The 11,977-nt window shown below is 73.1% G+C and carries 10 protein-coding genes; 1 reads left to right on the top strand and 9 read right to left on the bottom strand.

Going from position 1 to position 11,977, the window contains the following annotated elements:
- The first annotated feature begins 81 nt into the window (after positions 1-81).
- Positions 82-1,020 carry a 5'-3' exonuclease gene (locus tag KZQ38_RS11030; protein ID WP_219440850.1) on the top strand — a complete coding sequence of 313 codons (939 nt, stop codon included), beginning with the start codon at positions 82-84 and terminating at the stop codon, positions 1,018-1,020.
- Positions 1,021-2,334: 1,314 nt separating this feature from the next.
- Here KZQ38_RS11030 and KZQ38_RS11025 read toward each other — a convergent pair.
- The 9 genes from KZQ38_RS11025 to KZQ38_RS10985 form a co-directional block, all read right to left on the bottom strand.
- Entirely contained in the window at positions 2,335-3,543 is a 1,209-nt protein-coding gene (locus KZQ38_RS11025) for a GNAT family N-acetyltransferase (protein ID WP_219440848.1), read from the bottom strand.
- 107 nt (positions 3,544-3,650) lie between these two features.
- A complete protein-coding gene (locus KZQ38_RS11020; RefSeq protein ID WP_219440846.1) occupies positions 3,651-4,340 on the bottom strand; it encodes a DUF4333 domain-containing protein in 690 nt (229 codons plus the stop codon).
- A gap of 103 nt (positions 4,341-4,443) precedes the next feature.
- Positions 4,444-7,206, bottom strand: coding sequence for a DEAD/DEAH box helicase (locus KZQ38_RS11015; RefSeq protein WP_219440844.1), 2,763 nt, complete (start codon positions 7,204-7,206; stop codon positions 4,444-4,446).
- A 53-nt stretch (positions 7,207-7,259) separates the two neighbouring features.
- Complete coding sequence (locus KZQ38_RS11010) at positions 7,260-8,132, bottom strand: diacylglycerol/lipid kinase family protein (protein WP_219440842.1); 873 nt, start codon at positions 8,130-8,132, stop codon at positions 7,260-7,262.
- Entirely contained in the window at positions 8,129-9,109 is a 981-nt protein-coding gene (tatC, locus tag KZQ38_RS11005) for a twin-arginine translocase subunit TatC (protein WP_372452225.1), read from the bottom strand. The genes KZQ38_RS11010 and tatC overlap by 4 nt, the downstream gene beginning before the upstream one ends.
- Positions 9,110-9,144: 35 nt before the next feature.
- Positions 9,145-9,492, bottom strand: coding sequence for a Sec-independent protein translocase subunit TatA (gene tatA, locus KZQ38_RS11000; protein WP_219440841.1), 348 nt, complete (start codon positions 9,490-9,492; stop codon positions 9,145-9,147).
- The gene (locus KZQ38_RS10995; RefSeq protein WP_219440839.1) at positions 9,485-9,751 is read right to left on the bottom strand and encodes a bacteriophage holin; all 267 of its coding nucleotides are present in this window, start codon (positions 9,749-9,751) and stop codon (positions 9,485-9,487) included. Before KZQ38_RS10995 ends, tatA begins: the two co-directional genes overlap by 8 nt.
- Before the next feature lie 18 nt (positions 9,752-9,769).
- Positions 9,770-10,750: a helix-turn-helix transcriptional regulator gene (locus KZQ38_RS10990; RefSeq protein ID WP_219440837.1), complete on the bottom strand. Its 981-nt coding sequence runs from the start codon at positions 10,748-10,750 to the stop codon at positions 9,770-9,772.
- A complete protein-coding gene (locus KZQ38_RS10985) occupies positions 10,747-11,730 on the bottom strand; it encodes a helix-turn-helix transcriptional regulator (protein ID WP_219440835.1) in 984 nt (327 codons plus the stop codon). Before KZQ38_RS10985 ends, KZQ38_RS10990 begins: the two co-directional genes overlap by 4 nt.
- Between the last annotated feature and the right edge of the window lie 247 nt (positions 11,731-11,977).

Genomic DNA, 11,977 nt, shown 5'->3' with positions numbered 1-11,977 from the left:
CCACCCCGCCGACCTGTGCACACGCCGCGCACGGCCGGTCACCGACCGGTGTTGTCGGTGCCGTCTGGCAAGCTTCGCGGGGTGAGTAGCCCGCTCGTCCTGATGGACGCCGCCAGCCTGTACTTCCGGGCGTTCTACGCGCTGCCCGAGTCGATGACCGCGCCGGACGGCACACCGGTGAACGCGGTGCGTGGTTTCGTCGACACCATCGCCAAGGTGATCGCGGACCGCGGGGCGGGTCGGCTGGTCGCCTGCCTCGACGCCGACTGGCGGCCCGCGTTCCGGGTGGCCGCGCTGCCGTCGTACAAGGCGCACCGCGTGGCCGCCGAAGGCGAGGAGGAGGTGCCCGACGCGCTGACCCAGCAGGTGCCGATCATCCTGGACGTGCTGGACGCGGTGGGCATCGCCACCGCCGAAGCGGTCGGCTACGAGGCCGACGACGTGATCGGCGCCCTCGCCGCGCGGGAGGCCGCGGACCCGGTGGAGGTCATCACCGGTGACCGCGACCTGTTCCAGGTGGTGCGCGAGGTGCCGACGCCCGTGCGCGTGCTGTACCTGGGGAGGGGTTGGGCGAAGGCCGAGTTGATGGGGCCGGCCGAGGTGGCCGCCAAGTACGGGCTGCCTTTGGAGGACGCCGGGCGGGCGTACGCGGGGATGGCCGTGCTGCGGGGTGATCCGTCGGACGGGCTGCCGGGCGTCGCCGGGATCGGCGAGAAGACGGCCGCCAAGCTGATCACGGAGTTCGGCTCGCTGGACGCCGTGCTGGCCGCCGTGCACGACGGTCGGGACCGCAAGCTGACCGCCCGTGCCCGGACCGCGTTGCTGAACGCGCAAGAGTACCTGGCGGTGGCGCCCACGGTCGTGGACGTGGCGGTGGACGCGGACGTGGTGGTGGACCGGGCGGACGTCGTGCCGACCGCGCCTGTGGATCCGGAGCGGGTGGCGGAGCTGACCAGGAGGTGGGGGTTGGGCAGCTCCCTGCCCCGTCTGCTGTCGGCCATGGAGCGTCGGGCGGGCTGATGTCGGGCGGCTGACGTCGGGCGGCTGACGTCGGGCGGCTGATGTCGGCAGGGCTGATCTCCGCGCCTGATCTCCGCAGGCTGATCTCCGGCGGGGTTTCACGCATCTGGTCTTGCTGCGCACGGTGTTGCTGCGCACGGTCTTGCGCACCTCTCGGGCTAGCCGCCTGTGGCCATCCCATCGGGCGCAGTCTCTCCCTCGATAGGTGACCGACGGTCCCTTGAAGGTGGGAGTTGCATGACCCGATCGGGCGAGCCGCCAGCGAAGGGCCATCCAGCCACGGCGGCTCTGAGGTGGCTGACTCGATCACGGCTCCAGTACGGGGCGGGCTGTGCCGGGTTGGTTGGCGCGAGGTTGGTTCGGCGGGACGCGGGGGCGGATCGGTCGCGGCGGGAGTTGCGGCGCGGAGTCGGTCGTTGGGGGCCACCAGCGGCGGCAGCGGTGTCCGCGGCGGGGGTGTCCGCGGCAGCGGGTCTGCGGCAGCGGGTCTGCGGCAGCGGGTCTGCGGCAGCGGTCTCGGGCACGGAGCGGCGGGTGCCGGCATTCGGGCACGGCGGGGCGGGCACGGCGGGGCGGGCGCGACGTTGGGGCGCGGTGGCGAGGGAGGCACCAGGCTGCGGGCCGCCGGAGCCGGCACCGGGGTCGCAGCAACGGGAGCGGCTGGCTGGCGCAGTGGGCGGGCGCAGTGGGCGGGCGGCTGCGGGGTTACCGCCGCGAGGGTTGGCAGGGCGGTGTGGTCGCGTGGCTGAGGCAGCGGAGGTTGCACACGCTGGGCTGGTGGCCGCGGCTCAACGGCAGCGGCTCAACGGCCGTGTGGCGGCGGAGGCTCGCCGGTTGCAGGCCGAGGCGGACGGCTCGGTGGCCGCGGAGCGGCAGCCGCAGGGCTTCGATTGCAGGTCGCAGCCGGGACTCGGTAACTGCGGGTTGGCGGTGCGGCTCGGCAGCCGCGGCCCAGCGGTTCAAGCCGGGCGGCTGCGGGGCGGCGGCTGCGGGGCAAGCAGCTCCGAGGCGGCAGACGCAAAGCGGCGGCCCTGGCTCGGCGGCCCTGGCCCCGGCGGCTCGCGGCGGCCCCGGCTCGGCGGCTGGGCGACGGCTTCGAGCGTGCCGCATCAGGTCGGGAGTCGCGGGGCAGCGGTCGCGGGCGGCAGTCACGGGAGGCGGCTGCGGAGTGGCGGCTGCGGAGTGGCGGCTGCGGAGTGGCTGGGGAAGTGTTTGGGGCGGCGGTGGGTGTGTTCTTGTTTTTCGCTAGCGGGCGGTGTCACTCCCACTTTTAGGCGACCGTCGGTCCCCTAAAAGTGGGAGTGGAATCGCTGGTTAGAAGTAAGTGCCACACCAAGGGGCCTCGTCTACGGCGAACAACGCGTCCGCCCGGTCGACCGCCTCCCGCGACGTCGGCGTGAACCGGCCCGCCAGCGCCAACGACCGGAACGTCACGTCGCCCAGGTACGCCGCACCCAGCACCTCCACGTCGACCACGAAGTCCGGCTCCTCACCGGTCCGCACCGCGCCCTCGGCCGTGATCCGGTACGCCCCCTCGTTCTCCGGCAGCACGCGGTCCCGGACGCCGATCACCACGGGATCCCCGGACCGGTAGGCGCGGGCGCTCAGGGCTGCCTCCACGTCGACCACCCGGAGCCACGTCTCGTCCACCTCGCTGACGACCCGCGCCGCCCGCCGGTCCACCAGCAGCCAGTCCAGCGGCTCGTCCACGGGACGCCCGACGGCGTCGATCTCGTCCACCAGGTCGACCCCGAGCGTGAACGCCCACAGGTCGGCCCACGCCCGCGGCGTCGCGGTCCACAGGTCGAGCACCGTCAGCACGGCCGGCCGCTCGTTGCCCGCCTCGTGCGACCCCGGCGTCACCTTGTACACCAGGAACCCGTCGTCGCCGTCCGGCCCGGAGGCGACGGCGAACTTCAGGTTCTCGTCCTCGGGCGGCTGGACGACGTTGACCTGCCACCACCCCTGCCAACGCGCGGCGGTGCCGGGGCGGCGGGGTGCGACGCGCTCGTACACGGCCTGCACGACCGGCACGGCCGCCTCGCGCTCCAGCAGCCGCACGCGCCCGGCGACGGGCAGCCGCGACTTCGCACCCGCCCGCCGGACCCGCACGTGGCGGAACCGGGTCGCGACGCCGTAGCCGTACCGCCCGTAGATGACCCCCTCGGTCGCACGCAGCGTCGACACCACCTGGCCGGACTCCAGGAACGACCGCAGCTGCGCCCGCTGCAACGCGGTCAACGCGCCGCGCCGCGTCCAGTCGGCCCGCACGCCCACGCGCGACACCGCCGCCATGGGCAGCACCGCGCCACCGGGCACGGCGATCGCGGACGGGAACGACATCACCGTCCCGACCAGCTCGTCCCCGGCGAACGCACCCCACGCCCGCCCCGGTTCGTAGGAACTCACCACCGACGCCCAGCGCTCGTCGTTGGCGGGGCCGTGGTGCAGGGTGCCGCGGAACAGGGTGTGCGCGGCGCGGTACTGGTCGTCGGTGAGGACGCGGATGTCGAGATCGGTCACCTCCCGATCCTCCCCGCAGAACGGCCCGCGCGCGAACCTGTTTCACCGGCGGCGGGAAACACGAAGGCCACCCCGCCTCGACGGGGTGGCCTCCCAGCGCTCTCGGATCAGCCCGTGGGCTGGCCGACCTCGTACTCGCCGTCCGCCGTCTTGACGGTGATCTTGACGTCCTTGTCCTTGCCGCCGATCTTGACCTTGCAGGTGAACGTGCGGTTCGGCTCGACCGGGTTCTCCCCGTTGCAGGTCGCGCCCTCCACGTCGGAGATCTTGTAGTCGTCCTTGAGGATCTGCACGATCCCGCTCTGCACGGACGCGTTGTCGAAGATCTTCTTCTTGAAGAAGCCCGGCGTGACGAAACCGGTGATGCCGACGGCCGCGACCACCAGCACGACCAGCGCGACGACCACCCACAGCACGGCGCCGGACTTCTTGGGCGGCTGCTGCTGGCCGTAACCGGGCTGCCCGTACGGGTTCTGCTGCTGCCCGTACTGGCCCTGCTGGCCCCACTGCTGCTGCTGCGACGGGTCGGCCTGGCCGTAACCGGGCTGGCCGTACGGGTTCTGCTGCTGCTGGCCCGGGTCGTACCCGCCGGGGTACTGCTGCGCGTACTGCTGCGGCTGGGGCTGCTGGCCCCACTGCGGCTGCTGCTGTTGCTGCGACGGGTCCGGCTGCCCGTAGCCGGGCTGCTGAGCGGGGAAACCACCCGACGGCGTGCCGGGGTACCCACCACCGTAGGGCTGCTGGCCCCACTGCGGCTGCGGGTCGTTCCCTCCGGACGGTCCGTACGGACTGGTCATGCTCGGCCTCCGACGGTCAGTCTGGGAAATGAGTGTGCAAGGCTTGCGGGCGCGATCAAACCACAGGAGCGGCGGGCGCACCCAGCCACCCCGCAAAGCTTTCTCAGACCGTGGCCATCGCCACCACCCCGCGGCGCAGCGCGTCGACGGCCTTGCGGGCGGTCGCGCCGACCTGGTCACCGCCACCCACGACGTCCCTGATCTGGTCCAGGAAGTCGACCACCTGGCGGCACCACCGGACGAAGTCGCCGGCGCCCAGCTCGGTGCCACTGGCCTCGGCGGAACCCAGCACCTTCTCCAGCGACTCGCCACGTGCCCACCGGTACACCGGCCAGGCGAAACCCGGGTCCGGCTGCCGCGTGCGGTCCAGCTTGTGCCGCCGCTCGTCGTCCTCCAGCTCGGCCCACAGCCGGGCCGTGGCGGTCATCGCGTCGGACACGCGGCCCGGCGGCAGCCTGGTCTCCAGCGGACCGTCCCGCCGCGCCTCGTACACCAGCGACGACACGACGGCCGCCAGCTCCGCCGGGTCGAGCCCGCGCCACACGCCGTGGCGCAGGCACTCGGCGGCCAGCAGGTCGGACTCGCTGTAGAGCCGGGTCAGCCGCTTGCCGTGCTCGGTGACCTCCTCGCCCGGCCCGGACTCCTCCTCGTGCAGGTAGCCGCGTTCCCGCAGCAGGCCCCGGATGCGGTCGAACTCGCGGGCCAGCGAGTGCGTGGTGGCCGCGACCTTGCGCTCCAGCTGCTCGGTCTCGGCCAGCAGCCGGTGGTACCGCTCGCCCCACCGGGCGTGCTCCTCGCGCTTCTCGCAGCCGTGGCACGGGTGCGCGCGCAGCGCCCGGCGCAACGTCGCCAGCTCGGCGTCGTCGTCGGCGGTGGCCCGCCGCCTGCGCACCGACGGCGCGACGATGCCGGTGTTGCGCAGCGTGGACGCCAGGTCGCGGCGCGACTTGGGCGACCGCGTGTCCACCTGCCGGGGCAGCCGCACGCGACCCAGCACCTCCACCGGTGCCGGGAAGTCCGCCGACGACAGCCGGCCCGCCCACCGGTCCTCGGTCACCACCAGGGGGCGCGCCTCGCCGAGCGGTTCCAGGCCCGGGTCGATGACGATCGCCAGGCCGGAGCGCCGCCCGGACGGCACGGCGATCACGTCGCCCTTGCGCAGCCGCTCCAGCGACGCCGCCGCCTCCGCGCGCCGGGCCGAGGTGTTCTGCCTGGCCAGCGCCTTCTCCCGGTCGACGACCCGGCGGCGCAGGGACGCGTACTCGGTGAAGTCGCCGAGGTGGCACGACATCGCCTCGGCGTACCCGTCGAGCGCCTCCCGGTTGCGCTCGATGCGCCGCGCCAGGCCCACCACCGACCGGTCGGCCTGGAACTGCGCGAACGACTGCTCCAGGATCTCCCGCGCCGCCGCCGCGCCGAGCTGGTGCACGAGGTTGACGGCCATGTTGTAGCCGGGCCGGAACGACGAGCGCAGCGGGTAGGTGCGGGTCGACGCGAGCCCGGCCACGGCCTTCGGGTCGACGCCGGGCTGCCACACGACGACCGCGTGCCCCTCGACGTCGATGCCGCGCCGCCCCGCGCGCCCGGTGAGCTGCGTGTACTCGCCGGGGGTCAGGTCGACGTGTGCTTCGCCGTTGTACTTGACCAGCTTCTCCAGGACCACCGTGCGCGCCGGCATGTTGATGCCCAGGGCAAGCGTCTCGGTGGCGAAAACGACCTTCACCAGACCGCGGACGAACAGCTCCTCCACGGTCTCCTTGAACGCCGGGAGCAGGCCCGCGTGGTGGCTCGCGATGCCCCGCTCCAACGCCTCCCGCCACTCCCAGTAACCGAGCACCATGAGGTCGCTCTGCGGCAGGTCGCGGGTCTTCTCCTCGATGATCCCGCGGATCTCGTCCACCTCGTCCTCGGTGTTGAGCCGCAGGCCGGCGCGCACGCACTGCGCCACGGCCGCGTCGCAGCCCGCCCGGCTGAACACGAAGTCGATCGCGGGCAGCAGGCCGGCGCCGTCCAGCCGCTGCACGACGTCCACCCGCGACGGCGGCTTGAACCCGGAGCCGCGGGGCGCGCGGCCCCGGTCCTTGTTGCCGCGGGCCCGGCTCCACGGCACGTGGAAGCGGGACAGGTCGTCGGTGTGCCGCAGCAGCTGCGGGTTGATCCGGGCGTGGCCGTCCGGCCCCTCCCCCGCGAACAGGTCCATCATCCGGCCGCCCGCCAGCATGTGCTGCCACAGCGGCACGGGCCGGTGCTCGTCCACCACGACGGTGGTGTCGCCGCGCACCTCCACCAGCCACTCGCCGAACTCCTCGGCGTTGCTGACCGTGGCGGACAGGCTGACCAGCCGCACGGACTCCGGCAGGTGGAGGATGACCTCCTCCCACACCGGGCCGCGGAACCGGTCGGCCAGGTAGTGCACCTCGTCCATGACGACGTACGCGAGGCCGTTGAGCGTCGACGAGCCCGCGTACAGCATGTTCCGCAGCACCTCGGTGGTCATCACCACCACGGGCGCGTTGCCGTTCACCGACGTGTCACCGGTCAGCAGGCCCACCTTGTCGCTGCCGTACCGGGACACCAGGTCGGCGTACTTCTGGTTGGACAGCGCCTTGATCGGCGTGGTGTAGAAGCACTTGCGGCCCTCGGACAGGGCCAGGTGGACGGCGAACTCGCCGACCACGGTCTTGCCCGCGCCGGTCGGGGCGCACACCAGCACGCCGTGCCCGTCCTCCAGCGCCTCGCACGCTCGCTGCTGGAACGGGTCGAGTTCGAAGGAGAGCACGGTGAGGAAGTCGGTCAGCTTGGGCCGGCTGGAGCGGCGGCGGGAGTCCGCGTAGGAGTCGGCCGGGGACCGCGAAGTGCGTGACACCCTTCCAGGCTGTCACATCAGACCGACAAAATCGCTCTTGATACCGGAGCGCGCTACGCGTGGGCGACGGCGGTCAACGCGCGGGGCCTGCACTCCACCTCGACCGGCAGGCCGTGCAGGCGCTCGCCGTCGGCGTAGGCGACCCACGCGGGGCCGATGAGCTTCACCGACCGCGCACGCAGGGTGCGCACCGCCGGGTGGTCGACGTGCCGCCCGGTGCGCAACGTCGGCAGCACGCGCAGCAGCGCCCGGCGGGGCGCGGCGGACACCACGGTCACGTCCAGCAGGCCGTCGGTGACGTCGGCGTCCGGGCACACCGGGATACCGCCGCCGTAGCTCGTCGTGTTGCCCACGGCGACCATCAGCGCGTCCAGCTCCAGACGGTCCCGCTCGGTCTCCACGACCAGCGGCCCTGGGCGCAGGGCGGCGAGTTCGGCGAGGATCGTGAGGTCGTAGCGACGGGGTCCGGCGGGCCACCGCATCGCGTTGGCCCGCTCGTTGACCGCCGAGTCGAAACCAGCGCACAGCACGGTCGCGAACCACCGCCCGCCGCCGACCCGACCCAGGTCCAACGAGCGCCGCCGACCCGCGCACAACGCGCGCACCACGTCCTCGACCGAGGTGGTGCCCAGGGCGGTGGCCAGGTCGTTGCCGGTGCCCGCGGGCACCACGGCGAGCGCGGTGGACGTGCCCGCGCACGCCTGGACGCCCAGGTGCGCGCCGCCGTCACCGCCGAGCACCACCAGCACGTCCACGCCGTCGGCCACGGCCCGGCGCGCGAGTTCGGCGGTGCCCCGCGCGGAGGACGCCACGTGCAGGTCCAGCGAGTCCACGGCGGTGCGCAGGCGTGCCGCCACGCTGCCCGCCACCCGGGCGGCCCGCCCCCGGCCGGACGTGGGGCAGACCAGCAGCGCCGCCCGCGTCACGTGGCGTCGTCGTAACGCACCCGGTGCGGCTCCTTCTGCACCACGGAGTCGTCGTCCGGCCGTTCCACGGAGGTCGGCGTGTAGTCGAACGGCGCGGCCTCGTCGTCGGGGAGGTCGTCCCAGCCCTCCTCCTTGCGCTTGCGCGCCGCGCGCCGGTCGTGCACGCGCGCGATCTGGATCGCCAGCTCGAACAGCAGGGCGAGGGCGATCGCGAGCGCGATCATGGAGATCGGGTCGGTGCCCGGTGTCGCGATGGCCGCGAACACGAACAACGCGAACAGGATCCCCCGCCGCCACCGGCGCAGCTTGTCGTAGGTGAGCACGCCCACCTGGTTGAGCATCACCACGACCAGCGGCAGCTCGAAGCTCACGCCGAAGATCAGCAGCAACGCCATGACGAAGCTGATGTAATCACGCGCGGTGAAGGCGGTGAGGAACTTCTCGTCGCCGAACCCGACCAGCACCGACAGGCCCTCGGGGACGACGTAGAACGCCAGCGTCGCGCCGGCGATGAACAGCACCGAGGCGCAGCCCACGAAGACCAGCGCGAACTTGCGCTCCTTCGAGTACAGGCCGGGCGCGATGAACCGCCACACCTGGTACAGCCACAGCGGGGCGCTGATCGCCATGCCCGCGCCCGCGCCGACCTTCAGGCGGATCATGAAGACCTCGAAGGGCTGCGTCTGGAGCAACTGGCAGCTCGCGTCGCCCTGGGTGAGGCGCTGGCCGACCGGGATGCCGCAGTAGGGCGCGATCACCACGTCGCCCAGGCTGGGCAGGCCGAAGATGCGCCACTCCCACCAGAACCAGCCGAAGACCGCGGCGGCCGCGATCACCAGGAGAGCGATGCCGAGCCGGTGCCGCAGCTCGTACAGGTGGTCCTTCAGCGACATCGTGCCGTCGGGGTTGCTCCGCCGGCTCGTCAGCCTGCGGCGCTCCCGGCGCTGCGACCACCACCCGACGGGACTTGCCCCCACGGTGTGGACCGTCCTTCTGGTCTAGTTCGGGCTGGTCAGTTCTGCTTGTTGCCGAGGTTCTGCGTGGTCTGCTCGATCGGCTGCGCGACCTGGGGCTGCGCGACCGGCTGCTGGACGACCGGCTGCTGGGCGACCTGCGGCTGCTGCGGCGCGACCGGCGGCTGGGCGGGCGGCAGCTGCTGGGGCGCGGGCTGCGCCACCGTGTTCTGCTGGGCGGCGCCCTTCGACTGGTCGTCGTCCTCGTGCAGGCCCTTGGTCTCGGCCTTCAGGATCTTGGCCGAACGACCGAGCGAGCGCGCCATGTCGGGCAGCTTCTTCGCCCCGAAGAGCAGGATGATCACCACAGCGATGATGATCAGCTCAGTAGCTCCGAGGTTACCCACGGTAGTCCTCCTTCATCCCCCGGTCCGTCGATGGTACGCGGGGTTCGCCCTTGCGGGCCCGGTCCGGACGCCGTTCGGCGAAGGCCACCCCCAGCGCGGCGTACCGCGCCCGCAGCAAACCGACGCCGTCGCCGACCCTGTCGCCTACCAGAGTGCTTGCGGCGCGGAAGCGGCGCAAGGCTCGGCTGACCTTGACCAGGACGACGATCAAAAACACCATCCCGACCAGCAACAACACCAGGCTCGGCAAATACGGCACGACATCACCGTAGCGGGCCTAGGTTGCCGGGAGGTGATCCGCCCGGCGCAACGCCGCGGCGGCCTGGCGGGCGACTTCGGAGACCAGTTCGGCCGGCTGCTCGACGTGCGCCTCACCACCGAGGTTCAGCAACAACCGCACCATCCAGGCCGGGTCGGCGTAGCGCATCAGCACCCGCGCACGGCCGTCCGGCAGCTCGACCAGGCCCTCCACCGGGTAATACTCGGCCACCCACCGGGCGTCGGGCTCCAGCACCAGCACGGCCGTCCGCTGGGACGGGTCCGGGCGGAACAGGCCCTCCGAGGTGTCGGTGGGCTCGGCGTGCGGCGGCGGGCTGGCCGCCTCGTCGAGCACGTCGACGGCGTCTATCCGGTCCAACCGGAACAGCCGAACGCCGTCGGCGAGACGGCACCACGCTTCGAGATAGCTTCGGCCTTCCACCAGCAACATCCGCATCGGGTCGACCACGCGGTCGGTGATCTCGTCGCGCGAGGGCGTGTAGTAGCGCAGGCGCAACGCCCGCCCGCGCAGCACGCCGTCGGCGACGGCGTCCCGGACGCGCGCGGTCTCCGGCGCCTCGCGCATGGCCAGGCCCACGGCGACACCGGCGGGCCGCGCCTGGCCCACCGCGGCCTCGATCTTGGCCACGGCCCGGCGCACGGCCGCCGTGTCGACCACGCCCGGCGTCTCGGCGAGCGCCCGCAACGCCACCAGCAACGCGGTGGCCTCGGCGGCGGTCAGCCGCAGCGGCCGGCTCATGCCCGCGTCGAACGTCACGGTGACGGTGTCGCTCTCGAACGACAGGTCGATCAGGTCACCCGGGCCGTAGCCGGGCAGGCCGCACATCCACAGCAGTTCCAGGTCGCGCCGCAGCTGCCGGGGCGTGACCGCGAAGTCGGCGGCGGCCTCCTCGATCGGGATGCCGGGCCGCGCGAGGAGGTACGGGACCAGCGCGAGCAGCCGGGGCAGGCGGTCCGCCGAGGAGTTGGCCGAGGTCATGCCCGCACCCCCGCCCCGCGCAGCGCGCCCAGCAGCTTCTCCCGCACGGTCTTGGCGAGCAGCTCCGGCTCCAGCACCACGACGTCCGCGCCGAACCCGGCGATCCAGCCCGCCGCCGAGTCGGGGAACCGCAGGTCGATCTCCAGCAGGTCGCCCACCTCCCCGTCGAACTCCCGCTCGCCCACGTGCCGCGCTCGTCGGCGCACGCCCTGCGCGCGCCCCTTCGCGACCCACAGCCGGGCGGTCGGCACGTCCTGCGTGGCCGGCTGGCTGCGGGCGACGAAGCTGAGCAGGTCGACCGACTCCGGCCGCTCCACCGCGCCCGGTTTGCCGAGCGCCGCCACCTCGCCGACGATCCGGGACAGCCGGAAGCAACGCGGCGCGCGCCGGTCGCGGTCGTGGCCGACCAGGTACCAGCGCCCGCGCCAGGCCACCACGCCCCACGGCTCGACGGTGCGCCGCCGCACCTCCACCGGCACCGGGCGGCGGTAGTCGAACTCCACCACGCGCCCCTCCTGCACGGCCGCGAGCAGCGGCGGGAAGGCCGGTTCGCTGGTGCGGACCTTGGGCTCGACCGCCACGTGCACGTCCTGGTCGACGTCCACGCCCGCCGCGCGCAGCTTGATCAACGCGCCGTGCGCCGCGCCGGTGAGCTGCGGCGAGTCCCACAGCCGGGCGGCCAGCGCCACGGCGGCGGCCTCGTCGGGCTCCAGGTCGATGTCGCCCAGCTCGTAGTCGCGCCGCGCGATGCGGTAGCCGTCCGGCCCCTCGACCCCCATGTTGCGGCCGATCTCCAGCGGCACGCCGAGGTCGCGCAGCTCGGTCTTGTCGCGTTCGAACATGCGGAAGAACGCCTCGTCGGTCACGGCGTCCGAATAGCCGGGGACGATGGAGCGGATGCGCTCGGCGGTCAGGTACTGCCGGGTGGAGAGCAGACACAGCACCAGGTTGACGAGCCGTTCGGCACGTGCGATGGCCACCGGAGAACCCTAACCCCGACGGATGGCGGGTTGACGGCCATCCCCGCCCGAACGCCGGCGAGTGGTCCATCCGCCGGCTCCCGCCCCGGCAAACGCCGTGGCATCCCGGCCGAGGGCGCCCCTCGGCCGGGACCGCCTCCCCAGCGCCCGGTTCCCTGATCAGGGGGCCTCACCAGGCGGGCCGGCCCCTACCGGGCACGTCCCGATCCCCGGTCGCGGCTTGCGCGGGATGGGCAGGCACGAACGC

It is taken from the genome of Saccharothrix obliqua (assembly GCF_019375475.1).
Taxonomy (GTDB): Bacteria; Actinomycetota; Actinomycetes; order Mycobacteriales; family Pseudonocardiaceae; genus Actinosynnema; species Actinosynnema obliqua.
The sequence above is the reverse complement of the archived record's forward strand: the minus strand, read 5'-3'. Positions and strand labels throughout refer to the sequence as shown.